This is a genomic window from Pseudomonas sp. TE36184, assembly GCF_054060055.1.
The window spans coordinates 3,099,391-3,124,133 of the sequence record NZ_JBSSCU010000001.1 but is presented as its reverse complement, the minus strand read 5'-3'; the positions used below and the strand labels follow the sequence as shown (position 1 = coordinate 3,124,133).

23 protein-coding genes are annotated in these 24,743 nt (G+C 61.4%); 10 read left to right on the top strand and 13 right to left on the bottom strand.

The features are described 5' to 3' along the window. Window positions 1–36: 36 nt before the first annotated feature. Entirely contained in the window at window positions 37–246 is a 210-nt protein-coding gene (locus ACVWZP_RS14000; protein WP_017844724.1) for a cold-shock protein, read from the top strand. A 143-nt stretch (window positions 247–389) separates the two neighbouring features. On the opposite strand, the gene ACVWZP_RS13995 is transcribed toward ACVWZP_RS14000, so the two are convergent. The 4 genes from ACVWZP_RS13995 to ACVWZP_RS13980 all read right to left on the bottom strand — a co-directional run bounded on the left by ACVWZP_RS13995 (window position 390) and on the right by ACVWZP_RS13980 (window position 5,617). After that, window positions 390–767 carry a hypothetical protein gene (locus tag ACVWZP_RS13995; RefSeq protein WP_177031371.1) on the bottom strand — a complete coding sequence of 126 codons (378 nt, stop codon included), beginning with the start codon at window positions 765–767 and terminating at the stop codon, window positions 390–392. Between the two features lie 71 nt (window positions 768–838). Further along, the gene (locus ACVWZP_RS13990) at window positions 839–1,648 is read right to left on the bottom strand and encodes a putative RNA methyltransferase (protein WP_457369862.1); all 810 of its coding nucleotides are present in this window, start codon (window positions 1,646–1,648) and stop codon (window positions 839–841) included. Continuing rightward, entirely contained in the window at window positions 1,648–2,799 is a 1,152-nt protein-coding gene (dapE, locus tag ACVWZP_RS13985) for a succinyl-diaminopimelate desuccinylase (RefSeq protein ID WP_046384474.1), read from the bottom strand. The genes ACVWZP_RS13990 and dapE overlap by 1 nt, the downstream gene beginning before the upstream one ends. A 226-nt stretch (window positions 2,800–3,025) precedes the next feature. Beyond that, complete coding sequence (locus tag ACVWZP_RS13980) at window positions 3,026–5,617, bottom strand: glycosyltransferase (RefSeq protein WP_017844729.1); 2,592 nt, start codon at window positions 5,615–5,617, stop codon at window positions 3,026–3,028. A gap of 218 nt (window positions 5,618–5,835) precedes the next feature. Here ACVWZP_RS13980 and tcdA point away from each other — a divergent pair, with 218 nt between their 5' ends. Further along, the gene (gene tcdA, locus ACVWZP_RS13975; RefSeq protein WP_026139765.1) at window positions 5,836–6,645 is read left to right on the top strand and encodes a tRNA cyclic N6-threonylcarbamoyladenosine(37) synthase TcdA; all 810 of its coding nucleotides are present in this window, start codon (window positions 5,836–5,838) and stop codon (window positions 6,643–6,645) included. Window positions 6,646–6,767: 122 nt separating this feature from the next. Here tcdA and ACVWZP_RS13970 read toward each other — a convergent pair whose 3' ends face one another. The 4 genes from ACVWZP_RS13970 to ACVWZP_RS13955 all read right to left on the bottom strand — a co-directional run bounded on the left by ACVWZP_RS13970 (window position 6,768) and on the right by ACVWZP_RS13955 (window position 9,871). Then, complete coding sequence (locus tag ACVWZP_RS13970; protein ID WP_017844731.1) at window positions 6,768–7,175, bottom strand: SufE family protein; 408 nt, start codon at window positions 7,173–7,175, stop codon at window positions 6,768–6,770. Beyond that, the gene (locus ACVWZP_RS13965) at window positions 7,172–8,377 is read right to left on the bottom strand and encodes an aminotransferase class V-fold PLP-dependent enzyme (protein WP_079442985.1); all 1,206 of its coding nucleotides are present in this window, start codon (window positions 8,375–8,377) and stop codon (window positions 7,172–7,174) included. The genes ACVWZP_RS13970 and ACVWZP_RS13965 overlap by 4 nt, the downstream gene beginning before the upstream one ends. A gap of 64 nt (window positions 8,378–8,441) precedes the next feature. Continuing rightward, window positions 8,442–9,476: a 2,3,4,5-tetrahydropyridine-2,6-dicarboxylate N-succinyltransferase gene (dapD, locus tag ACVWZP_RS13960; protein ID WP_046490174.1), complete on the bottom strand. Its 1,035-nt coding sequence runs from the start codon at window positions 9,474–9,476 to the stop codon at window positions 8,442–8,444. A 32-nt stretch (window positions 9,477–9,508) separates the two neighbouring features. Continuing rightward, on the bottom strand, window positions 9,509–9,871 hold the full coding sequence (locus tag ACVWZP_RS13955; RefSeq protein ID WP_026139766.1) for an ArsC family reductase: 363 nt from the start codon (window positions 9,869–9,871) through the stop codon (window positions 9,509–9,511). 212 nt (window positions 9,872–10,083) lie between these two features. Here ACVWZP_RS13955 and ACVWZP_RS13950 point away from each other — a divergent pair, with 212 nt between their 5' ends. Continuing rightward, a complete protein-coding gene (locus ACVWZP_RS13950) occupies window positions 10,084–11,727 on the top strand; it encodes a Na+/H+ antiporter (protein ID WP_046384470.1) in 1,644 nt (547 codons plus the stop codon). A gap of 44 nt (window positions 11,728–11,771) precedes the next feature. Here ACVWZP_RS13950 and ACVWZP_RS13945 read toward each other — a convergent pair whose 3' ends face one another. From ACVWZP_RS13945 to map, 5 genes are all read right to left on the bottom strand, one after another. Continuing rightward, window positions 11,772–12,554: a M12 family metallopeptidase gene (locus tag ACVWZP_RS13945; RefSeq protein WP_079442986.1), complete on the bottom strand. Its 783-nt coding sequence runs from the start codon at window positions 12,552–12,554 to the stop codon at window positions 11,772–11,774. A gap of 113 nt (window positions 12,555–12,667) precedes the next feature. After that, entirely contained in the window at window positions 12,668–13,381 is a 714-nt protein-coding gene (locus ACVWZP_RS13940; protein WP_108525956.1) for a M12 family metallopeptidase, read from the bottom strand. 89 nt (window positions 13,382–13,470) lie between these two features. After that, window positions 13,471–14,670, bottom strand: coding sequence for a succinyldiaminopimelate transaminase (gene dapC, locus ACVWZP_RS13935; RefSeq protein WP_046490180.1), 1,200 nt, complete (start codon window positions 14,668–14,670; stop codon window positions 13,471–13,473). 39 nt (window positions 14,671–14,709) lie between these two features. Next, a complete protein-coding gene (locus ACVWZP_RS13930; protein ID WP_046384468.1) occupies window positions 14,710–17,412 on the bottom strand; it encodes a [protein-PII] uridylyltransferase in 2,703 nt (900 codons plus the stop codon). A 64-nt stretch (window positions 17,413–17,476) separates the two neighbouring features. Next, window positions 17,477–18,259 carry a type I methionyl aminopeptidase gene (map, locus tag ACVWZP_RS13925; RefSeq protein ID WP_017844739.1) on the bottom strand — a complete coding sequence of 261 codons (783 nt, stop codon included), beginning with the start codon at window positions 18,257–18,259 and terminating at the stop codon, window positions 17,477–17,479. Window positions 18,260–18,648: 389 nt separating this feature from the next. Here map and rpsB point away from each other — a divergent pair, with 389 nt between their 5' ends. The 7 genes from rpsB (at window position 18,649) to ispC (ending at window position 24,714) form a co-directional block, all read left to right on the top strand. After that, window positions 18,649–19,386: a 30S ribosomal protein S2 gene (rpsB, locus tag ACVWZP_RS13920; protein ID WP_017844740.1), complete on the top strand. Its 738-nt coding sequence runs from the start codon at window positions 18,649–18,651 to the stop codon at window positions 19,384–19,386. A 191-nt stretch (window positions 19,387–19,577) separates the two neighbouring features. Continuing rightward, entirely contained in the window at window positions 19,578–20,441 is an 864-nt protein-coding gene (tsf, locus tag ACVWZP_RS13915; protein ID WP_017844741.1) for a translation elongation factor Ts, read from the top strand. 210 nt (window positions 20,442–20,651) lie between these two features. Then, window positions 20,652–21,395, top strand: a complete 744-nt coding sequence (gene pyrH, locus ACVWZP_RS13910; protein ID WP_003172271.1) for a UMP kinase — start codon at window positions 20,652–20,654, stop codon at window positions 21,393–21,395. Continuing rightward, complete coding sequence (gene frr / locus ACVWZP_RS13905; RefSeq protein ID WP_046384466.1) at window positions 21,392–21,949, top strand: ribosome recycling factor; 558 nt, start codon at window positions 21,392–21,394, stop codon at window positions 21,947–21,949. The genes pyrH and frr overlap by 4 nt, the downstream gene beginning before the upstream one ends. Before the next feature lie 16 nt (window positions 21,950–21,965). Further along, complete coding sequence (uppS, locus tag ACVWZP_RS13900) at window positions 21,966–22,721, top strand: polyprenyl diphosphate synthase (protein WP_017844743.1); 756 nt, start codon at window positions 21,966–21,968, stop codon at window positions 22,719–22,721. Beyond that, entirely contained in the window at window positions 22,721–23,527 is an 807-nt protein-coding gene (locus ACVWZP_RS13895; RefSeq protein WP_017844744.1) for a phosphatidate cytidylyltransferase, read from the top strand. The genes uppS and ACVWZP_RS13895 overlap by 1 nt, the downstream gene beginning before the upstream one ends. Beyond that, complete coding sequence (gene ispC / locus ACVWZP_RS13890) at window positions 23,524–24,714, top strand: 1-deoxy-D-xylulose-5-phosphate reductoisomerase (protein ID WP_457369861.1); 1,191 nt, start codon at window positions 23,524–23,526, stop codon at window positions 24,712–24,714. The genes ACVWZP_RS13895 and ispC overlap by 4 nt, the downstream gene beginning before the upstream one ends. Window positions 24,715–24,743: the final 29 nt, after the last annotated feature.

Here is a 24,743-nt window from a genome sequence, read left to right as displayed (position 1 = left end):
CCGACTCGACAATAACAATCATGTGGGAGTGAACAGATGACAACGCGCGAAACCGGTAATGTGAAGTGGTTCAACGATGCCAAGGGATATGGCTTTATTCAGCGTGAAGACGGCAAGGATGTGTTCGTACACTACCGCGCCATCCGCGGTGAAGGGCACCGTTCCCTGGCCGAAGGCCAGCAGGTGGAGTACGCCGTGGTGAGCGGCGAGAAGGGCTTGCAGGCAGAGGATGTGGTGGGTTTGTAATGCGGGTGTTTGTTACACCGTAGAACCCATGTGGGAGGGGGCTTGCTCCCGATCGCGTTGGATCAGTCACTAAATGTATTGACTGGCCCACCGCGATCGGGGGCAAGCCCCCTCCCACATTTGATTGGGTTCGCAATTGCGGATCAGGTGGTTTTCCAGGTGATCTGCTCTTCACCGTCTTCGCTGATGCGAATCCAGGTGTCGGCGCTTTCCTCGCCTTCTTCCTCAACCCAGCTGCCCGGTGCGCAACGCACTTCGACGTTCAGCGCGACAAAGGCGGCGCGGGCGCAGGCGATGTCGTCTTCCCACGGGGTCTGATCGCTTTCCAGGTACAGGCTGTTCCATTTGCCTACCGCCTTGGGCAACCAGGTGACAGGCACGTCGCCGGCCGTGCACTTGTAGGTCTGGCCGCGCTGGACCCAGGCGGTGCAAGGGCCAAGGGCGGCGCCCAGCCAGGCGGCGATGGCCTTGTGGTCGACGTCGGCGTCCTTCAGGTAAATCTCGATATCAGGTTGGCGCATGGATGTTCCTCGTTGCGGGATTCGAAAATCCATTCGCGGATTCAGGGTGGGCGGAGTGCCCGAAAAGTCGGTTATTGAAGCACGAAATAATCGTAGCGCATCGATACGCTGACCCGCAGCGGCTCGGCATGCTCGATTACCTCGGTGCGGCGCTCGGCGCTGGCGCGCCAGCCGTGAGGGGTCATGGCCAGCAGGTTGGCACGGTCTTTCGGGGCCGCCAGGCTCAGCGTGAACTCGAGGGTTTCGCTGTGCGCAAGGCTCATGCCGTCCGGCACCAGGGCCAGGTGTTTGTCGTCGGTGTACTCGCGCACTTCGTCGTACAGGCGCTCGCGCAGCTCCATCAGGTGACCGCGGGTCGGGCCGACTTTCATCAAGCCGCCGCCAGGGCTGAGCAGGCGTTTGGCCTCTTGCCAGTCCAACGGGCTGAACACGCTGGCGAGAAACTGGCAGCTGGCATCGGCCAACGGCACGCGGGCCATGCTGGCGATCAACCAGGTCAGTGCCGGGTTGCGCTTGCACGCACGCTTGACCGCTTCCTTGGAGATATCCAGGGCATAGCCATCGGCGTGGGGCAGGGCGTCGGCGATTTGTGCGGTGTAGTAACCCTCGCCACAACCGATGTCCACCCAGCGCTGCGGTGCTTGTTGCGCGGCCAGTTGCGCCAGGCGCTTGGCCACCGGGGCGTAGTGGCCGGCGTTGAGGAAGTCGCGGCGCGCCTCGACCATGGCGAGGTTGTCGCCCGGGTCGCGGCTGTTTTTGTGCTGCACCGGCAACAGGTTCAGGTAACCCTGGCGCGCGCGGTCGAAACGGTGTCCGACCGGGCACGCCACGCCATTGTCCACCGCGTGGAGCGGTGCGCTGCAAATGGGACAGGCCAGCATCAGGCGAGCAACTTGATCAGGGTCTGGTAGTAGATCTCGGTCAGCACGTCGAGGTCGCTGGCCAGAATGCGTTCGTTGACCTGATGGATCGTCGCGTTGACCGGGCCCAACTCGACCACCTGGGTGCCGAGGGTCGCGATGAAGCGCCCGTCGGACGTACCGCCGCTGGTGGACGCCTGGGTCTCGCGACCGGTGACTGCCTTGATGCTGGCGGACACCGCATCGAGCAAGGCCCCCGGTTCGGTGAGGAACGGCAGGCCGGACAGCGCCCAGTCTACGTGCCAGTCCAGGCCGTGTTTGTCGAGGATCGCGGCAACGCGCTGTTGCAGGCCTTCCACGGTGGATTCGGTAGAGAAGCGGAAGTTGAACACCGCTGTCAGGTCTCCGGGGATCACGTTGGTCGCGCCGGTGCCGGCGTTGAGGTTGGAGATCTGGAAGCTGGTCGGTGGGAAGAAGGTGTTGCCGTCGTCCCAATGCTCGGCGGCCAGTTCCGCCAGTGCCGGGGCAGCCAGGTGGATCGGGTTCTTCGCCAGGTGCGGGTAGGCCACGTGACCTTGCACGCCGCGCACGGTCAGGGTAGCGCCGAGGGAGCCGCGCCGGCCGTTCTTGACCACATCGCCGACCAGGCTGGTGCTGGACGGTTCACCGACGATGCACCAGTCCAGACGCTCCTTGCGCGCGGCCAGGCGTTCGATCACGGCCTTGGTGCCGTGGTGCGCCGGGCCTTCTTCATCGCTGGTGATCAGAAAGGCCACCGAGCCCTTGTGGTCCGGGTAGTCCTGCACGAAGCGCTCCGACGCCACCAGCATCGCCGCCAGGCTGCCTTTCATGTCCGCCGCGCCGCGGCCGCAGAGCATGCCGTGGTCGTCGATCAGCGCGTCGAACGGATCGTTCTGCCAGGCCTGCACCGGCCCGGTCGGGACCACGTCGGTGTGGCCGGCAAAGCACAGCACCGGGCCGTCGTGCTTGCCGTGGGTGGCCCAGAAGTTATCTACGTTTTCGATACGCATCGGCTCAAGCTGGAAACCGGCGTCGCCCAGGCGCTGCATCATCAGCTTCTGGCAATCGGCGTCGATCGGCGTCACCGAGGGACGGCGGATCAGGTCGATGGCAAGTTGAAGGGTCGGCGAAAGGTCGGCATGGGCCGTCATGGGAAACTCCGGAAATCGAGGCGGCGACGTTCTAATTGACTGTAGGAGCGAGCTTGCTCGCGAAAAACGCAAGAGCACCGCGTTCATTCAAGATGTTCGCGTGATCGTTGACGATTTTCGCGAGCAAGCTCGCTCCTACAGTGATATGTGCAAGGCTTACAAAACGGCCGTTATCTTATAGCAAAACGGCGGCCAGAGGCCGCCGTTTAGTGCATTGCACGCGTTTTTACAGCGCGGTGGCCGGCTCTGCCTTCGGCGCCGGTTTCGGCAGCGACGACAGGAACGCCATGATCAACGCCGCCACATACGGCAGCGACTGCACCAGCAGCATCACCACCCAGAAGCGCATGTCGGCGCTCGGCAGGCCCTGCACCAGGTAGATCCCCAGCGCCGCGCCCCACAACAGCAGCATGATGAACATCTCTTCGCGGGCTTCGGAAATCGCTACCCAGAACCCGTGGTTATCCGCGTTTTTCGGTGTGCGAAAGAACGGAATGCTGGTGGTGAAGAAGCCATACAGCACCGCTTTGGCGATGGTGTGGGACAACGCCAGGCCGGCCAGCGCCGCACAGAACGCATCCTTGAGGTTAACCCCCACGGCACGACGGTACAGGAAGATGATCTTGCCCACCTTGAACACGAACAACGCCAACGGCGGGATCGCGAAAATCAGCAACGGCGGGTCGACCCGGGTCGGCACGATGATCATCGCCGCCGACCACAACAGCGCGCCGACGGTGAAGAAGATGTTCATGCCATCCGCGACCCACGGCAACCAGCCCGCGAGGAAGTGGTAGCGCTGGCCACGGGTCAGCTCAGTGTCCTTGCCGCGCAGCAGGCTGGCGGTGTGACGCTTGATGATCTGGATCGCGCCATAGGCCCAGCGGAAACGCTGTTTCTTGAAGTCGATGAAGGTGTCGGGCATCAGGCCCTTGCCGTAGCTTTCGTGGTAATACGCGGCCGACAGGCCTTTCTCGAACACGCGCAGGCCGAGTTCGGCGTCTTCGCAGATGCACCAGTCGGCCCAGCCCAGCTCTTCGAGCACCGAGCGACGGGTCATGGTCATGGTGCCGTGCTGGATGATCGCGTCGCGGTCGTTGCGGGTGACCATGCCGATATGGAAGAAGCCTTTGTATTCGGCGTAGCAGAGCTTCTTGAAGGTGCTTTCGTTCTGGTCGCGATAATCCTGCGGCGACTGCACCACGGCGATTTTCGGGTCGGCGAAGTGCGGCACCATGTGCTTGAGCCAGTTCGGCGACACGCAGTAGTCCGAGTCGATCACCGCGATCACTTCGGCATCCTTGGCGGTGTGCGGGATCAGGTAGTTCAACGCGCCGCCCTTGAAACCGGCGAGGGGCGCGACGTGGAAGAACTTGAAGCGCGGGCCCAGGGTTGCGCAGTAGTCGCGCACCGGTTCCCACACCGCCGGGTCCTTGGTGTTGTTGTCGATGATCAGGACTTCGTAGTCCGGGTAGTCGAGGGCGGCCAGGGCATCGAGGGTCTGTTTGACCATCTCTGGCGGCTCGTTGTAGCACGGCACATGGATCGACACTTTCGGGCGGTAGTCCGAGTCCCCCACGACCGGCAGGAATTCACGCCGACGCTTGTGAGTCCAGACCGCTTCCGCCAGTTCATGGGCTTCGGCCAGCAGCACGATAAACACGCCCAGGGCGCCGAGCGCCAGGAGGAAGCCGACCGTCAGGCTGAACCAGGTGCTGTATTGCTGGCTGTAGTCGTAGCCGATCCACACCAGCACCGAACCGCACAGGAACGCGATAAAGGTCAGGAAGGTCCGCCCGCGTTGGCGCAGGGCCGAGCCGTCGATCATCAGCAGGGTCAATGACAGCAGTGCAAGCACCACCGAACCGATGGCCAGCACGCGCCATTGCGGGATCGCGACCACCGGTCCTTCGAAGTTGAATTTCTGCTGACGCGCGGCGTTGTACACGCCCCAGTAGGCGCCGACCGAGCCTTCGTCGCTGGCTTTCCACGGTTGGTCGAAGGCCTCGATCACGAAGTAGTTGAAGCCCTGGCGGTTCAGCTTGTTCACCAGCGTGCGCAGGTAAATTGCCTGGTCGGCGGGAGACGCATCAGCACCGCCACGCATGCGGCCGTTGCTCGGCCAGCCGACTTCCGACAGCAGCAGCGGCTTTTTCGGGAAGGTCTTCTTCAGATCCCGTGCGCGGTCGAGTACGAATTGGCCCGCCTGGTCCACCGGAATATGTTCCCAGTACGGCAGGATGTGCGCGGCGATCAAGTCGACGTGCTTGGCCAGTTGTGGGTTGTGCTCCCAGATGTGCCATTGCTCGGAGGTGGTCACCGGCACCTTGACGGCCGCGCGCACGCGATCCAGCAACACGATCAGTGCTTCGGGGGTGATCTCTTTACGGAACAACGCTTCGTTGCCGACCACCACGCGCACGACGCTGCGCGAGCTGTTGGCGATCTCGATGGCGCGCTGGATCTCGCGTTCGTTGCGTTCCAGGTCCGGGCTGATCCAGATCCCCAGGGTGACGCGCAGGCCGAACTCTTCCGCCAGCTTGGGGATGTCTCCCAGAGTGCCGTCGACCGAGTAGGTCCGGATGTTGTCCGTCAACTTGCTCATGATCTCCAGATCGCGACGCATCTGGTCGTCGGTCGGGTACTGGTCTTTCTGTGGGTACTGGCCTTGTTGAAACGGCGAGTAGGAAAAACCGGAGATCTGTTCAGGCCAGTTGGGGGCAGTGACCGGGCGGTTGATCAGCGCCCAGAAGCCGGTGAACAGCGCGGCAATTGCCAGCACCACCACCAGGTTGAGTCCAAATTTACGCGATGACATGGCTATTTCGGGTTCCAAAAGGTGTGGAACGAAAAGAGGTGTCGGCCTACGCCGAACGGCGCGCATCCTACACCGGCCCTTCCCTGAGCGTACAGCAGACTGAGAAAAGCCGGACGTTAGTCCGCGAATCTCCAGCTAAGTTCTTTACGTGTATCGCGAAGTTTCGAACTTGTCCTGGCAAAGCCCTATAATGCGCGCCGGTTTTTGGGGTAATGGTCATGAGTACAGAAGATCCGCGGTTTGCAGGCGTCGCCCGTTTGTATGGCATTGAAGGCCTGGAGCGCTTGAAAGCGGCCCATGTGGCGATCGTCGGCGTCGGCGGCGTAGGCTCATGGGCGGCGGAAGCCATCGCCCGTTGTGGGGTGGGCGAGATCTCGTTGTTTGATTTGGATGATGTCTGCGTCAGCAACAGCAACCGTCAGCTGCATGCCCTGGACAGCACCGTGGGCAAACCCAAGGTCGAGGTGATGGCTGAGCGCCTGCGCGGTATCAACCCGGACTGCACGGTGCATGCCGTGGCGGATTTCGTGACCCGCGAGACCATGGCCGAGTACATCACCCCCAACATTGACTGCGTGATCGACTGCATCGACGCCGTCAACGCCAAGGCGGCACTGATCGCCTGGTGCAAGCGCCGCAAGATCCAGATCATCACCACTGGCGGCGCTGGCGGGCAGATCGACCCGACGTTGATCCAGGTCTGCGATCTGAACCGCACCTTCAACGATCCGCTGGCCTCGAAAGTGCGCTCCACCCTGCGCCGTGACTATGGCTTCTCGCGCACGGTGACCCGCCATTACAGCGTGCCGTGTGTGTTTTCCACCGAGCAACTGCGCTATCCGAAGCCGGACGGCAGCATCTGCTTGCAGAAGAGTTTTGTCGGCGACGGCGTGAAGCTGGACTGCGCCGGCGGGTTTGGCGCGGTGATGATGGTGACGGCTACCTTCGGCATGGTGGCGGCGACCAAGGCGGTGGACAAGATCGTGGCCGGGGTGCGCCGGCCTTCCGATCGGGTCAAACCTTCTTAAACCTCAAGGCTTTGCACCATTCAAATGTGGGAGGGGGCTTGCTCCCGATAGCAGAGTGCCAGTCACTGAATACATTGATTGAACCACCGCTATCGGGGGCAAGCCCCCTCCCACATTGGGTTTTATGTACGGCTTAGTTCGCGCATGCGCTGCAGCACGGCGTTCAGGCCATTGCTGCGCGACGGCGACAACTGGCGGGACAGCCCCAGTTGATTGAACCAGTCCGGCAAGTCGACCGCCTGCAACTCGGCGGCCGAGAGCCCGTTGACCCGCGCCAGCAGCAACGCCACCAGCCCACGGATCATGCGCGCTTCGCTGCTGGCGGCGAACTGCCAGTGGCCGTCGGATAAACGCCCGACCAGCCATACCAGGCTCTCGCAGCCCTGCACCAGATTGGCCTCGACCTTGTCTTCGTCCGCCAGCGGCGGCAGCCGTTCGCCCCATTGCATCAGCAGGCGCGCGCGTTGCTCCCAACTGCCCACTGCCTGAAACGACTCAAGCGCGCCGACAGCCTCGGCCGGCAGGCTCATCGCAGCATATCCAGGGCCTGGTCCAGCGCTTCGAAGAATCGCTCCAGATCATCGGAATTGTTGTACAGCGCCAGGGACACGCGAATCGCTCCCGACAAGTGCATCGCCTTGAGCAGCGGCATTGCGCAATGATGGCCGGCGCGCACGGCAATGCCCTGTTCGGTCAGCAAGTGCGCAAGATCGGCGTTATGCACGCCTTCCACCACAAAACTGACCAACGCCACCTGCGGCGCGCCCAGTACGCGCACGCCATTGCGCGCTTTCAGCCCGCGCAACAGGTACTCGTGCAGGGCGGCTTCGTGGGCGATGAGCGCCGGTTGATCCAGTGAATTGAGGTAATCCAGGCTGGCGCCCAGGCCGATCACGCTGGCAATCGGTGGGGTGCCGGCCTCGAACCCCAGCGGCGCGGGGCGGAAGCTGGCGCTGTGGTAATCGGCCTGTTGCACCATTTCGCCGCCGAACTGCCAGTGGCGCAGCTGTTGCAGGGCTTGGGTGCGGCCGTACAGCACGCCGACGCCGTCCGGGCCGTAGAGTTTGTGGCTGGAAAATACGTAGAAGTCGCAGCCCAGCGCTTGTACGTCGTGGCGGCCATGGACGATGCCCTGGGCGCCATCGACCACGGTCAGCGCGCCCTCGGCCTTGGCCATGGCCAGCAAGGGTTCCAGCGGCTGCCAGGTGCCCAGCACGTTGGACAGTTGGCTCACCGCCAGCAGGCGCGTGCGCGGGCCGATCAGCGTGGCGGCGGCCTGAAGGTCGATCATACCGTCGTCGCCAACCGGCAGGATCACCAGTTCCAGCGCGCGACGTTTGGCCAGTTGCTGCCAGGGCAGCAGGTTGGCGTGGTGTTCCAGGGCGCTGATGACTAGTTCATCGCCCGCATTGAATAAGTGCTCGAGGCCATAGGCCAAGAGGTTCAGCGCCGACGTCGCGCCATGAGTGAAGACGATGTGCCCGCTGTCTCCTGCATTCAACCACTGCGCGACCTTGTTGCGACTGTCCTCGAAAGCCTGGGTCGCGTGGGCGCCCGGCAAATGCTGGGCACGGTGAACGTTGGCGGCGCCATTGGCGTAGTAATGGCTGATCGCGTCCAACAGGGCTTGAGGTTTTTGCGCGGTGGCGGCGCTGTCCAGATAGGTCTGGTCTTGCCGTTGCAGGGCGGCGATGGCCGGAAAGTCGACGCGCCAGGGAGAGGGCACAAGCATGGTGTTCAAGACTCGTATAAACGGGCCCCAGGATCGGGGCCCGCGAGTGGCATCGAGTCGCTGCTTAGTTGTGAGCGTGCAGCGCTTCGTTCAGTTCGATGGCCGACTTGTGGGTTTTGCACTCCACGGCACCGGTCTCGGAGTTACGGCGGAACAGCAGGTCCGGCTGGCCGGCCAGCTCGCGCGCCTTGACCACTTTAACCAGCTGGTTGCGCTCGTCGAGCAGGGCAACCTTGGTCCCGGCGGTGACATACAGGCCCGATTCCACGGTGTTGCGGTCGCCCAGCGGGATACCGATACCGGCGTTGGCGCCGATCAGGCAGCCTTCGCCGACCTTGATCACGATGTTGCCGCCACCCGACAGGGTGCCCATGGTGGAGCAACCGCCGCCCAGGTCCGAACCCTTGCCGACAAATACGCCGGCCGAGACACGACCTTCGATCATGCCCGGGCCTTCGGTGCCGGCGTTGAAGTTGACGAAACCTTCGTGCATCACGGTGGTGCCTTCGCCCACGTAGGCGCCCAGGCGGATACGCGCGGCGTCAGCGATACGCACGCCGCTGGGTACGACGTAATCGGTCATTTTCGGGAACTTGTCCACCGAGAACACTTCCAGCAGCTCGCCACGCAGGCGCGCTTCGAGTTGGCGTTCGGCCAGCTCATTGATGTCGATCGCGCCCTGGCTGGTCCAGGCCACGTTCGGCAGTTGCGCGAATACACCGGCCAGGCTCAGACCGTGGGGCTTGACCAGGCGGTGGGACAGCAGGTGCAGCTTGAGGTAGGCCTCAGGCGTGGAAGTCAGTGCGGCGTCTTCGGCCAGCAGGGTGGCGACCAGCGGGGTATGGCTTTCAGCCAGGCGGGTCAGCAGGGCTGCCTGGGTCGCGTCGACGCCTTTGAGCGCGTCAGCCAGTTGCAGGGCTTGGGCGACGGTGAAGGTGATCGCCTGGTTGCCTTCGCTGTAACCGAGGATCGGCGCGATGGCGGCGACGACTTCTGCCGACGGGTTGAGTACGGGTTGTGCGTAAAACACTTCCAGCCAAGCACCTTGGCGGTTCTGAGTGCCGACGCCGAAGCCCAGGCTGAACAGGGAATTGGACATGCTGTTACCTCTACAAAAATGGGATGGCCGGCCTACTTGAGGGCTGCCGAATAAGTATCTGGCTTGAAGCCAATCAGGGTTCTGTCTCCGAGATCAAGCACCGGGCGCTTGATCATCGAGGGTTGTGCGAGCATCAATTCAATGGCTTTCGACTGATCGAGATCGGCTTTGCGTTCGTCTTCGAGTTTGCGAAAGGTGGTGCCCGCACGGTTCAAAACCACCTGCCAACCGTGCTCGTTGCACCATTGGGTCAAGTGTTCGCGGTCGATACCGACGGTTTTGTAGTCATGGAACTCGTAGCTCACGCCGTGCTCGTCGAGCCAGGTGCGGGCTTTTTTCATGGTGTCGCAGGCTTTGATGCCGAAAAGGTGCAAGGTTTTACTTGATACGGTCAAGGAATTGCCCCCCTTTGGACCAATGAAGATGAAAGGTCTGGGATTATGCCACGACCAGCGGGTTTGGGTGCCGCTCGTCTCTAGCGTGGATTGCCCCGTGCGACTATTGTGCGAAAGCCATCGCGCAGCATAGGCGGCTAATATGGCACTTCAATGGTGAGTTGTTGCCTGATGTGTGTCGTTGCAAGTCGATTGTCCGGGAAAACCGCGTTATGCAAACCGCCTACACCGTTCTTATCTTGCTGATGCTGGTCAGCGTTTCGCGTCTGGTATGGCGAGTCATCCCACTGCCGTTACCGCTGGTGCAGATTGCCGCCGGGGCCTTGCTGGCCTGGCCCACGCTGGGGCTGCATGTCGCGCTGGACCCGGAGTTGTTCCTGTTTCTGTTCCTGCCGCCGCTGTTGTTCTCCGATGGCTGGCGCATGCCCAAGCGTGAACTGTGGCGCCTGCGCGGGCCGATTCTGACGTTGGCAGTGGGGCTGGTGCTGTTCACCGTGGTCGGCGCCGGCTACTTCATTCATTGGTTGTTGCCTTCGATTCCATTGCCGGTGGCCTTTGCCCTGGCGGCGGTGTTGTCGCCGACGGACGCCGTGGCGGTGTCGGCCATTTCCCAGAACCGTTTACCCACGCCGTTGATGCATATGCTCCAGGGCGAAGCCTTGATGAACGATGCCTCGGGCCTGGTGACCTTCAAGTTCGCCCTGGTGGCAGCCTTGACCGGGGTGTTTTCCCTGGCGGATGCCAGCCTGACCTTTGTACTGGTGGCCATCGGCGGTCTGGCGGTCGGGATCGCGTTGAGCTGGCTGGTGGGGCGCTTGCGTGTCTGGATGATTGCGCGAGGCTGGGACGACCCGGCCACCCACGTTGTGTTCATGTTGCTGCTGCCGTTCGCCGCCTATGTTCTGGCCGAACGCCTGGGCGCATCGGGGATTCTTTCGGCTGTGGCGGCGGGCATGATGCAAAGCTGGCTGGACCTGCTGCCCCGCCAGACCAGCACGCGCTTGCTCAATCGCAGCGTCTGGTCGCTGCTGGAGTTTGCCTTCAATGGCTTGATCTTCCTGCTATTGGGGTTGCAACTGCCGGACATCATCAAGGCGGTGGTGAGTCATGAAACCACGCTGTGGCCGACCCTGCTGTATCGCTGCCTGGACGTGGTCGCGATCTTCCTGGTGTTGTTGGTATTACGCTTCATCTGGGTGCAAAGCATCTGGCGTCTGTCGGGCGTGCTCCGGCGCCTGCGTGGGAAAAGCGAGCTTACCCTGGTGCCGACGGCGCGTTCCTGCTGGCTGTTGACCGTGGGCGGTGTGCGCGGGGCGGTGACATTGGCCGGTGTGATGTCGGTGCCCTTGCTGCTGGCGCCGGGCAAGGCGTTCCCGGAACGCGATCTGCTGATCTTTATCGCGGCCGGGGTGATCCTGCTGTCGCTCATCGCTGCCTGTATTGCGTTGCCGCTGCTGCTGCGCGGCATTGAAAAAAGCCCCGATGAAAAACACCACAATGAAGTGCGCGAGGCGTGGAAAAAGACCGCCGTGGCGGCGATCCATGCGCTTGAGGTCGAAGAACCCACCGAGAGCGCTCCCGCGGACGCCGCCCAGGCCGCATTGGCTACCGAGCTGAAGGCGCGACTGATGTCGGAATACCGGCATCAGTTGGACGTCTTCAACGACTCCGCCGAAGCCCAGGCACTGGCGTCGCAGATGGACCAACTGGAGCGAAAGCTACGGCTCAAGGCGCTGCGGGCGCAGCGCTTGGAGTTGTATAGCCTGAGCCGTCATCACCGGATTGGGGATGACGTGTTGAGGGAGGTGTTGGACGATCTGGACATGAGTGAGGCGAACCTGGGGTCGCCGAAGTAGGCAATTGGGGGCCGCCGTGCCGCCGGCGCTGAGTGTGCAGTGTTTTAAACGGTGCAGTCTGAGTCGGCATCACGAAAGCGTGGATGACGGATCACGGCGGGCATGGGCGCCGCTTGAGGGTAGGTTTTTTTGGCCCAGGCAATGTCTCCGTCACTCAGTGACCTGTTCTCGCTGTGCGCCCGCTTTCCATTGGTCTGGTCCGGGCTGACAGCGTAGTGCATGACCGAGTCAGGGTCATAAGGCAGCAAGTCATAAGCGCTGCTGCGAGTCAGCGGCAGGACGTTGTCCTCCACCTCATGCGGGTTGGGGGTGTTGCGGTAGGTCTGGTGGATGGTTTCACGGTTCCACGGAATGTTGGCATCGGGGTGCTGGTGGGCGTGATGGGCACCGAGCATATGCCCGAATTCATGCAGGACGGTGTCTTCGAAGCGGGGCGCGTTGTGATCCATGGGCAGGCTCATGGTCGGCAGCCCGAACGGAATGTTGCGCGCATCGGTGCCTATGGATGAAGCGCCGCCGTTATCGCCCGGCGGATTCTGCGCAATACGGATATCGCCTCTCGCCCCCGAGACAAAATCAAACTTCAGGTTGATATGGGGCAGCCAACGGCTGGCGGCTTTTTTCACGGCCAGCACGTATTCGTCGTCCACCCCATACTCATACATGGCGATCGTGAGCGTAGTGTTCTGGGGCCAGTATTTGCCCGGCTCGCCGACATTGCGTCGACGTCTCGAAAGACTGTGCGTTGGCGTAGCGCTATCGGTGCTTTCGCCAGGCGACCAGTGCGTGCCAGGCTGATACGAGGCTTCGGGGGCGGGGTTTATCATTGAGCGTTTCCTGCGGCAGGTCGAGACGAGGCACTGGTTGATTCGTGCCAATTACAGGAAAGTTCCCGGCGGTGTTGAGTGAATACGTGAGCCGATGTTTACCCCTGGGCCCGCTACGTCGGGTTGACCGGGGGGTACAGCATTCTGATCGTTTGCTTGTCGCCCGCGGAAAGGGTTGTGTTTTTAGGAATGGCCTGGCCGTTGCGCCTCAATGCTGCCGGAATTTCATAATGCATCACGGACTGTGGATCGTATGGGGTGATCTGCAGGCCGGGCCGGTTGTCTGGCTCAAGGATATGCTCGCGTACCATGGCTTCGTTGAAAGAGTCGCTGGTGTAGTAGTCATACACTTGGGGGCTGTCCCAATCCAGGCTGTTCTGCGGGTGTTGGTGTTCGTGCAATAACCCGAGGGCGTGGCCGAATTCGTGCAGGGCCGTACTGCGCAACTTCTTCGAGTCGTCGGTCCGGTTGAGGTGCATCGTGGGTTGATCTTCATCGATGCGCTTGGCCTCTGTGCCAATGGCGGACCAATTGCCCTTGAGCCCTTCATCGTCAGAAATACGAATATCGCCCGTCTTGCCTTCGACGATATTGAAGCGCAGGGCCGGCGTGTGGTGGGCCCATTCGCGGATAGCGTCCACCACTAGCGCTTTGCTTTTTTCGCTGCTCAGGTCGAGCGCAACGGTGACCACGCCGGCCGGCCAGCGCTTGTCGCTGTCGGCGATGCCTCTTTTGGTTCGCCCGGCGGATTCGGGAGGGGAGGTGTGGTTATTCGGGAGCGGCTCATAAGCGGGGGGAGGGGCGAGCGACGGGGTGATTAGGCTCATAGGCATTACTCGTAGGAAGTTTGCCTATTGGTGGTGAGCGAGTGAACAAGGTTCCCGCACTGTGCGACACAGTGCGGGATGTGGCGAGGTTACTTCCTGCGTTGAATGAAATCGCGAATGCGCTCAGCCGCTTCCACGCACTCCGCCAGTGGTGCAACCAATGCCATGCGAACGCGCCCGGCGCCTGGGTTGACGCCGTCCACCTCCCGCGACAGGTATGAGCCGGGTACTACGGTCACGTGTTCTTGCACAAACAGATCGCGACAGAAGGCGGCGTCGTCACCCTCAACATTCGGCCACAGGTAGAAACCACCATCGGGGGCTTGTACGTCCAGCACCGGCTTGAGGATCGCCAGCACGGCGTCGAATTTTTCCCGATACAGGTCGCGGTTGGCCTGGACGTGGGCTTCGTCCTGCCAGGCGGCGATGCTTGCCAGTTGGGTTTGCACGGGCATCGCGCAGCCGTGGTAGGTGCGGTACAGCAGGAAGGCCTTGAGGATGTCGGCGTCGCCGGCCACGAAGCCGGAGCGCAGGCCCGGCAGGTTGGAGCGCTTGGACAGGCTGTGGAACACCACGCAGCGTTTGAAGTCCTGGCGGCCGAGTTCGACGCAGGCGCTCAACAGGCCCGGCGGCGGGCTTTGTTCGTCGAAGTACAGCTCGCTGTAGCACTCGTCGGCGGCAATCACGAAGTCGTATTCGTCGGCCAGGGCGATGAGCTTTTTCAGGGTGTCGACCGGGATCAGCGCGCCGGTCGGGTTGCCGGGGGAGCACAGGAACAGGATCTGGCAGCGCTTCCAGACGTCTGGCGACACGGCGTCGAAATCCGGGTTGAAGCCATTGGCGTCCAGGCACGGCAGGTAGTGCGGCTTGGCGCCGGCCAGGAACGCCGCGCCTTCATAGATCTGGTAGAACGGGTTCGGGCTTACCACCAGCGCGTCGTCACTGCGATTGACCACGGCTTGGGTGAAGGCGAACAGTGCCTCGCGGGTGCCGTTGACCGGCAGGATGTTACGCGCCGGGTCCAGCCAGCCCTTGGGTACATTGAAGCGGCGTTCGCACCAGGCCGCGATGGCTTCGCGCAGCGCCGCAATGCCCAGGGTGGTCGGGTACACCGCCATCTGGTCGAGGTTATTGCTCAACGCCTCGGCGACGAAGGTCGGCGATTTATGCTTGGGCTCGCCGATGGACAGCGCGATCGGACGTTTGTCCGGGTTCGGCGTGACGCTGCCGAGCAGGGCGCGCAGTTTTTCGAACGGGTAGGGCTGCAGCTGGTTCAGGGCATTGTTCATCGGTGGATCTCGTGCAAGGCGTTAAAAACTGGGCGGGTATCAAATCGTCAGGCGCGTCAGCTCGACCCCGGGCTCCTGGTGAACGCTCAACTGCTGGACGATTGCATCCTGCAGGCGGCGGCACAGTTCGGGGTCGGACAGCGGCTGGTTGTCGGCGTCGGTAATGAAGAACACGTCTTCCACGCGCTCGCCGAGGGTCGCAATCTTGGCGTTCTGCAACGACAGGTCGAACTCCAGGAAAATCCCGCCGATCCGCGCCAGCAGACCCGGGCGATCCGGCGCGCTGAGTTCCAGCACGGTCACCGGGCGCTGGGCGTCGTTGGAAATGGTCACCTGGGGCGCAAACGCAAAATGCTTGAGCTGGCGTGGCACGCGACGCTGGATGATGGTCGGGTAGTCGTCCGGGTTGCGCAACGCCTCGGTCAGGCCTTCGCGGATCTTTTTCACCCGCGCCGGGTTATCGCCGATGGACTCGCCTTCGGTGTCGAGCACGATGTAGGTGTCGAGGGTGAACTGGCTGCTGGAGGTGATGACCCGGGCGTCGTGGATGTTCAGGTTGAGCTGGTCCATGGCCGCTACGGTCACGGCGAAGAAGTCGTGCTGGTCGGGGGCGTAGATGAAAATCTGCGTGCCGCCTTCGAACTCGCGTTGGGTCGTCTCTTTGATCAGCACCAGCGGGCCGCCATCGGCCGGTTGCTGCAGGATTGCATCGCTGTGCCAGGCCACGTCGCCGGCGGTGTGGCGCAGGAAGTAATCGTCGCCCAGTTGCGACCACAATTGTTCGACGTCGTCCGGGTCGTTGCCGCCGCGCACCAGGATATCCAGGGCCGCGCTTTGGGTGCGGCGGATCTGTTCTTCGCGGTCCACCGGGTTTTCCAGGCCCCGGCGCAGGGCGCGCTTGGTCTCGGTGTACAGCTGGCGCAACAGGCTCGCGCGCCAGGAGTTCCAGAGTGTCGGGTTGGTGGCATTGATATCGGAAACCGTCAGCACATACAGGTAGTCGAGACGGGTTTCATCGCCGACGATCCCGGCGAAGTCATGGATCACCTGCGGGTCGGACAGGTCCTTGCGCTGGGCGGTCGTCGACATCACCAGATGGTTCTGCACCAGCCAGACAATCAGGCGGCTGTCCCACAACGGCAACTGGTGACGCTGGCAGAACGCCTCGGCATCGACTGCACCGACTTCCGAGTGATCGCCGTGGCGGCCTTTGCCGATGTCGTGGTACAGGCCGGCCAGGTAGATCAGTTCGGGTTTGGGCAGCTTGGCCATCAGCTTACTGGCCAGCGGGAATTTCTCTGACACCTGGGTGTACTGCAGCTTACGCAGGTGCTTGATCAGGTTCAGGGTGTGGGCGTCGACGGTGTAGATGTGGAACAGGTCGTGCTGCATCTGCCCGACGATAAAACCGAACTCCGGCAGGTAACGCCCGAGGATGCCGTAGCGGTTCATCCGCCGCAGGTTGCGGTGGATGCCGATCTTGCACTTGAACAGCTCGATGAACAGGCTGGTGTTGCGGATGTCGTTGCGAAAGTCATCGTCGATCAGGTGACGGTTTTCTCGCAGCAGGCGAATCGTGTCGGCGCGCACGCCTTTGATTTCCGGCTGCTGGGCCATCAGCACGAAAATTTCCAGCATGGCAAACGGCGTGCGGCGGAACACGTTGTCGTTGCGCGCCTCGATATAACCGTCGTGCAGCTGGAAACGCGGGTTGATCGGCTGCGGCGGCGCTTCGTCTTCCGGGGCCAGGATCACTTCTTCGAAGTGCTGGATGATCAGGTCGCTGAGCTGGGCGATGCTCATGACCACCCGGTAGTACTGCTGCATGAAACTTTCGATGCTGGTCTTCGCGTCTTCGCCCTCGAAACCCAGCAGGGTGGCGATGGAGCGCTGATGGTCGAACAGCAGGCGGTCTTCGGCGCGCCCGGCGAGCATGTGCAGGGCGTAGCGCACTTTCCAGAGGAATTCCTGGGACGAGGCGAGCAGGGCGTTTTCGCTTTCCACCAGAAAGCCTTCACCGGCCAGGGCGCGCAGGTTCAGGGTGCCGTACTGGCGACGGGCGACCCACAAGATCGTCTGGATATCGCGCAAGCCCCCCGGGGAGCCTTTGACGTTGGGTTCCAGGTTGTATTCGGTGTCGTTGTACTTGTGGTGCCGGGCTTTCTGCTCGGCGCGCTTGGCCAGGAAGAACTCCTTGCTCGGCCACATGTGCGCGGTGCTGGTGACTTCGAGCATGCGTTGGCGCAGACGCTCGGGACCGGCGATGGTGCGGCTTTCCATCAGGTTGGTGATGACGGTGAGGTCGGCGCGGGCTTCTTCGCCGCATTCGGCCACCGAGCGCACGCTCTGGCCGACTTCCAGGCCGATGTCCCACAGCAGCGTCAGAAAACGCTCGATGGAATCGCGAAAGATCTCATGGTCGGCGCTGTCCAGCAGGATCAGCAGGTCGATGTCCGAGTAGGGGTGCAGCTCGCCGCGACCGTAGCCGCCGACCGCCACCAGGGCGATATCGGCGTCTTCGCTCCAACTGAACTGTTCCCAGGCCTTTTGCAGGATGTTATCGACGAACCAGGCGCGGTCCTCGATCAGCCGACGGATGTCCCGGCCGCTGCGAAAGCGCTCGTCGAGCACCTCGCGGGCCTGGCGGATAGCCTTCTTGAAGGCGGCGATAGGGCTGGCCTTCAGCGCCAGTTCGGCCTGGAACTGGCCACGGTCGAAGAGTTCGGGATCCACCTGGGGCATCGTTCGGCTTTCCTTTCTATCTATCAGTCAGTCACAACACAGTCTGGGAAAACCAGGGCAGCCGTTACGCCGAGATGCGTGGGATGGTGTCGTCCGCGCGCAGGGTGAAGATCTCGTAGCCGGTGTCGGTGACCAGCAGGGTGTGTTCCCACTGGGCGGAGAGCTTGCGGTCCTTGGTGATGGCGGTCCAGCCGTCGCCCAGCACCTTGGTGTCGGCCTTGCCCTGGTTGATCATCGGCTCGATGGTAAAGGTCATGCCGGCTTTGAGTTCCATGCCGGTGCCGGCGCGGCCGTAGTGCAGGATCTGCGGCTCTTCGTGGAACACCTTGCCGATGCCGTGGCCGCAGAACTCACGGACCACCGAGAAGCCGTTCTTTTCAGCGTGCTTCTGGATCACTTCACCGATATCGCCCAGGCGGCAGCCGGGTTTGACGATTTCAATGGCCTTGTACATGCATTCCTGGGTCACCTGGGACAGGCGCTCGGCCCAGACCGGCACGGTGCCGACATGGAACATGCGGCTGGTATCACCGTGGTAGCCGTCTTTGATGACGGTGACGTCGATGTTCAGGGTGTCGCCGTCTTTCAGCGGTTTGTCGCCGGGAATCCCGTGGCAGACCACGTGGTTGATCGAGGTGCAGATCGACTTGGGGAAGCCCTTGTAGTTCAGCGGGGCAGGGATAGCTTTTTGCACGTCGACTATATAGTCGTGGCAAATGCGGTCCAGCGTTTCGGTGGTGACGCCGGGCTTGACGTGTTCGGCAATCATTTCCAGCACGTCGGCCGCCAGTTTGCCGGCAACGCGCATGCCGGCAATGTCTTCGGCGGTTTTCAAGGTAACGGTCATACAGGCTCTCTCTCTAGCGCGAGGCGCTGAAATCAATACGGTTTACGGGTGTGCGACAAAAGGTTGCAGAATTCGCACAAGCCCTGAAAAACGCGATTCTACCAGACGCGGGCGGCAAACCATGAGCGTCTGGCCATCGGTTATCTCTATAAGGTGGGGCTATAGTGGCGCGATTCAAAGGGTTGCGCAAAAGTCGTTGGCGGCAAATGTGATTGCGGGTTTCGTTTTTTCCCTTCGTGTGGTATAAAATGCGCCGCTTTCCGGGGATACCCCGCGAAGCTTAAATCCACACACGTGTCGACACGATGACCTGGGTGCCGGAGGCCTTGATGCCGCTGGTTGGTCATTGGGATACGTGGAGGCCAAACCCGACTTATTAAGGAACTATCATGTCCCAAGTCAACATGCGCGATATGCTGAAGGCCGGTGTGCACTTCGGTCACCAGACCCGTTACTGGAACCCGAAAATGGGTAAATACATTTTCGGCGCGCGTAACAAGATCCACATCATCAACCTTGAAAAAACCCTGCCAATGTTCAACGAAGCTCTGACTTTCGTAGAGCGTCTGGCCCAGGGCAAAAACAAGATTCTGTTCGTCGGCACCAAGCGTTCCGCTGGCAAGATCGTTGCTGAAGAAGCAGCACGTTGCGGTTCGCCGTACGTCGATCACCGCTGGTTGGGCGGCATGCTCACCAACTTCAAAACCATCCGTGCTTCCATCAAGCGTCTGCGTGACCTTGAAGTGCAAGCCGAAGACGGTACTTTCGCCAAGCTGACCAAGAAAGAGGCGCTGATGCGTACTCGCGACCTGGAAAAGCTCGATCGTTCCCTGGGTGGTATCAAGGACATGGGCGGTCTGCCTGACGCACTGTTCGTTATCGACGTTGATCACGAGCGCATTGCGATCACCGAAGCCAACAAGCTGGGCATCCCTGTTATCGGCGTAGTCGATACCAACAGCAGCCCAGAAGGCGTTGACTACATCATCCCAGGCAACGATGACGCCATCCGCGCTATCCAGCTGTACATGGGTTCGATGGCTGACGCTGTCATCCGCGGTCGCAACCACGTTGCTGGTGGTACCGAGCAGTTCGCTGAAGAAGCTCCGGTAGCCGCAGCTGAGTAATTGACGCCCTGGCGTTGACTCAGTAAGCAAAAAGGGGGCTTGGCCCCCTTTTTGCCCCCTCGAAAACCATTTGTCGGCAGCGCAGCTACAACATCTGTAACGTGCAGCGGCCTACAAGGGTGATTCGGGAAGAATTGATCGCCCGTTTGATCGGGTGGAATGGTTGAAAACCTATCCAAGAGGATTTTGAAATGGCAGAGATTACTGCAGCGTTGGTTAAAGAACTGCGTGAGCGTACCGGCGAAGGCATGATGGATTGCAAAAAGGCCTTGACCAAGGCTGGCGGCGACATCGAAAAAGCCATTGATGACATGCGTGCTTCGGGCGCCATCAAGGCTGCCAAGAAAGCAGGCAACGTTGCTGCTGAAGGCGCCATCGCGCTGAAAGAAGACGGTAAATCCGCAGTTCTGCTGGAAGTGAACTCGCAGACCGACTTCCTGGCTCTGCAGGACGACTTCAAGGCATTTGTTGCTGCCAGCATTGAGAAAGCGTTCGCTGACAAGCTGACTGACGCCGCTCCGCTGATCGCCGCTCAAGAAGCTGATCGCCTGGTACTGGTCGGCAAGGTTGGCGAAAACGTCAACATCCGTCGCCTGGCTCGCGTTGAAGGTGATGTTGTCGGTGGTTACCTGCACGGCAACAAGATCGGCGTTGTGGTTGCCCTTAAAGGCGGCAGCGTTGAGCTGGCCAAAGACATCGCTATGCACGTAGCGGCCAGCAACCCTGAATTCCTGCTGCCATCGGAAGTGTCCGCTGAAGCCATCGAACGCGAAAAAGCCGTGTTCCTGAGCCTCAACGCTGACAAGATCGCGGGCAAGCCAGAAAACATCGTTGAAAACATGATCAAAGGCCGTATCAGCAAGTTCCTGGCTGAAGCGAGCCTGGTTGAGCAGGCGTTCGTCAAGAACCCTGAAGTCAAGGTTGGCGAACTGGCCAAGAAAGCCGGTGCTGAAATCGTTTCCTTCACTTACTACAAAGTAGGCGAAGGCATCGAGAAGCCGGTCGACAACTTCGCTGAAGAAGTTGCTGCCCAGCTGGCTGCCGCCAAGCAATAAGACGGTTTTCAACTGTCGCCCGAAAGAGGCTGCCCGCTCACGCGCGCAGCCTCTTTTCAAATGGGAAGGCTAATTTTATTTGGCTTCCCTTCGGAACTGGCTTACAAAGCCGTGTTCCGATGGCGCTGTGATAGCGTCCAGCTAGAGTGAACGCAAGCCGTAAACGGCTCGCCAAGAATTTTTTAAAATACGCCGCAGGAGAGATTCGCAATGGCTCAGCAGGGCAGTGGTTATCAGGCTCGCTATAAACGCATTCTACTCAAGCTCAGCGGCGAGGCCCTGATGGGCTCGGAAGAGTTCGGGATCGATCCCAAGGTACTCGACCGCATGGCGCTGGAAGTTGGCCAATTGGTCGGCATCGGCGTGCAGGTCGGCCTGGTGATTGGCGGTGGCAACCTGTTCCGCGGTGCCGCACTGAGTGCGGCGGGCATGGACCGGGTCACCGGCGACCACATGGGCATGCTGGCCACTGTGATGAACGCCCTGGCCATGCGCGATGCCCTGGAGCGCGCCAACATCTCGGCGATCGTGATGTCGGCTATTTCCATGGTAGGCGTGACCGATCACTATGACCGTCGCAAAGCCATGCGCCACCTGAACGCCAAGGAAGTGGTCATCTTCGCCGCCGGTACCGGCAACCCGTTCTTCACCACCGACTCGGCCGCATGCCTGCGTGCGATTGAAATCGATGCTGACGTCGTGTTGAAAGCGACCAAAGTCGACGGCGTATACACTGCAGATCCATTCAAAGACCCGCATGCCGAGAAGTTCGATCATCTGACCTACGATGAAGTGCTGGATCGCAAGCTGGGCGTGATGGACCTGACGGCAATTTGCCTGTGCCGCGACCACAAGATGCCGCTGCGCGTATTTAACATGAACAAGCCCGGCGCCCTGCTGAACATCGTACACGGCGGCGCGGAAGGCACTCTGATCGAGGAAGGCCAACAATGATCAACGAAATCAAGAAAGACGCCCAAGCGCGTATGCACAAATCCCTGGAGTCTCTGGCCCATGCATTCGGCCAGATTCGTACAGGCAAGGCGCACCCCAGCATTCTGGGTAGCGTGATGGTGCCGTACTACGGTGCGGACACCTCCATCACTCAAGTGGCCAATATCACCGTAAAAGACTCGCGCACCCTGCAAGTCGTTGCCTTCGAGCGCAACATGCTCGCGGCGGTCGACAAGGCGATCCAGAGCGCCGGCCTGAACCTCAACCCGACCAACCTGGGCGAGTTGCTGCTGATTTCCATGCCTGCCCTGACTGAAGAAACCCGCAAGGGCTTCACCAAGCAGGCGCGCAGCGCAGCAGAAGATGCACGTGTTGCCGTGCGCAACATCCGTCGCGATGCCCTGGGCGAGCTGAAGAAGCTGGTCAAGGACAAGGAAATCAGCGAAGACGAAGAACGCCGTGCGGCGGCTGACATCCAGAAGCTGACCGACAAGGCCGAAGCTGATATCGATGCGGCCACCAAGCAAAAAGAAGCGGACTTGATGGCCGTATAAGGGTCAGGGCGCTTTCATGGAAAAGACCAAGCAGACTGTGCCCTCCGTGGTGCCGCGCCATGTCGCGATCATCATGGATGGGAATAATCGCTGGGCGAAAAAACGCTTCCTGCCTGGCGTCGCCGGGCACAAAGCGGGTGTCGATGCGGTACGGGCAGTGATCGAGGTGTGCGCCGAGGCCAAGGTCGAAGTGTTGACCTTGTTCGCGTTTTCCAGTGAAAACTGGCAGCGCCCGGCCGAGGAAGTCAGTGCCTTGATGGATCTGTTCTTCAGGGCTCTGCGTCGTGAGGCCAAGCGCCTCAACGACAACAACATCACGCTGCGCATCATTGGTGATCGCTCGCGGTTCCACCCGGAGCTGCAAGCGGCCATGCGTGAGGCTGAAGCCATTACCGCCGGCAGTAACCGTTTTGTGCTGCAGATTGCCGCCAACTACGGTGGTCAGTGGGACATCGCCCAGGCTGCGCAACGGCTTGCCCGCGAAGTGCAGGCCGGCCACCTGCAGCCGGACGAAATCACGCCCGAACTGTTGCAGACCTGCCTGGTTACCGGCGACCTGCCGCTGCCGGACTTGTGCATCCGTACCGGTGGCGAGCACCGCATCAGTAATTTCCTGTTGTGGCAGTTGGCCTATACCGAGCTGTATTTCTCCGACCTGTTCTGGCCGGACTTCAAACACGATGCCATGCGTAAAGCGCTGGCCGATTTCGCTTCCCGTCAGCGTCGCTTCGGTAAAACGAGCGAGCAGATCGAAGCTGGAGCCCGGGTTTAATGCTTAAACAACGAATCATCACTGCACTGATCCTGCTGCCGATTGCCTTGTGTGGCTTTTTTCTGCTCGACGGATCCGGCTTTGCGCTGTTCATCGGCCTGGTCGTGACGCTTGGTGCCTGGGAATGGGCGCGCCTGGCCGGCTTCAGTGCGCAGTTGCCGCGGGTGGTGTATGCCGCCATCGTGGCGCTGTTGCTGTTCCTGATGTACATCCTCCCGGATCTCGCTCCTTGGGTGTTGGGTGCGGCAGTGCTGTGGTGGGCGTTGGCGACCTTCCTGGTGTTGACTTATCCGCGCACCAGCAGCCAGTGGTCCAGTGTTGCCTGCAAGCTGGTGATCGGCTTGTTGATTCTGCTGCCGGCCTGGCAAGGGCTGGTGGAGATCAAGCGTTTTCCGATCGGCAATGAGTTGATCCTGGCGGTGATGGTGTTGGTCTGGGGTGCCGATATCGGTGCCTACTTCTCCGGTCGGGCCTTCGGCAAGCGCAAGCTGGCGCCGGCGGTCAGCCCGGGCAAGAGCTGGGAGGGCGTGTACGGCGGCCTGGCCTTGACCTTGGTGATCACGCTCGTGGTTGGTGTTGTGCGTGGCTGGTCGGTGAAAGAGCTGTGCCTGGCCTTGCTGGGCGCGGCCATCGTCGTATTGATCTCGGTCGTGGGCGACCTCACCGAGAGCATGTTCAAGCGCCAGGCCGGGATCAAGGACAGCAGTAATCTGTTGCCGGGCCATGGCGGCGTGCTGGACCGTATCGACAGTCTGACCGCTGCGATCCCGATCTTTGCCGTGCTGTTGTGGATGGCTGCGTCGTGAGCCGCCTGCAACAGGTCACCGTGCTGGGTGCGACCGGCTCGGTAGGGTTGAGCGCCCTGGATGTGATCGCGCGCCACCCGGAACGCTATCAAGTTTTCGCATTGACCGGCTTCTCTCGCCTGACTGAGCTGCTGGCGTTGTGCGTGCGCCATGCGCCACGTTTTGCCGTCGTGCCTGGGGTCGCCGCCGCGCGAGGCTTGCAGGATGACCTGCGCGCCACCGGCCTGGCTACTCAGGTGCTGGTGGGCGAGGAAGGGTTGTGCCAGGTGTCGGCCGATGCCGAGGTGGATGCCGTGGTGGCGGCCATCGTCGGCGCCGCTGGCTTGCGCCCGACCCTGGCCGCCGTCGATGCGGGCAAGAAGATCCTGCTGGCTAATAAAGAAGCGCTGGTCATGTCCGGCACACTCTTTATGCAGGCGGTGCGCAAGAGCGGGGCGGTATTGCTGCCGCTCGACAGTGAGCACAACGCGATTTTCCAGTGCATGCCCGGCGATTTTGCCCGCGGCCTGAGCCAGGTCGGTGTACGCCGGATTTTGCTGACAGCATCCGGTGGGCCTTTTCGCAAAACTCCGCTGGCGGACCTGGAGCATGTGTCTCCGGATCAGGCGTGCGCCCATCCGAACTGGTCCATGGGGCGCAAGATCTCCGTGGATTCGGCCAGCATGATGAACAAGGGCCTGGAGTTGATCGAGGCCTGCTGGTTGTTCGATGCGCGGCCCGATCAGGTCGAGGTGGTGATTCATCCGCAAAGTGTGATTCATTCCCTGGTCGACTATGTGGATGGCTCGGTGCTGGCGCAGTTGGGTAACCCCGACATGCGGACGCCGATCGCCAATGCCCTGGCCTGGCCTGAGCGGATCGATTCTGGTGTTGCACCGTTGGACCTGTTCGCGATTGCACGCCTGGACTTCGAGGCACCGGACGAGCAGCGCTTTCCATGCCTGCGCCTGGCGCGGCAAGCTGCGGAGGCGGGCAACAGCGCGCCAGCGATGCTCAATGCGGCTAACGAGGTGGCGGTGGCGGCGTTTCTCGAACAGCGCATCCGCTTTCCGCAGATCGCGAGTATCATCGAGGATGTTCTGAGTCTTGAGCCCGTGGTGGCTGTGAATGATCTGGGGGCAGTGTTCGAGGCGGATGCCAAGGCCCGCGCCCTGGCCGAACAATGGTTGAACCGCAACGCGCGTTAGTCTTTGGGCGTGTTTGCGTCTTCAGGCAC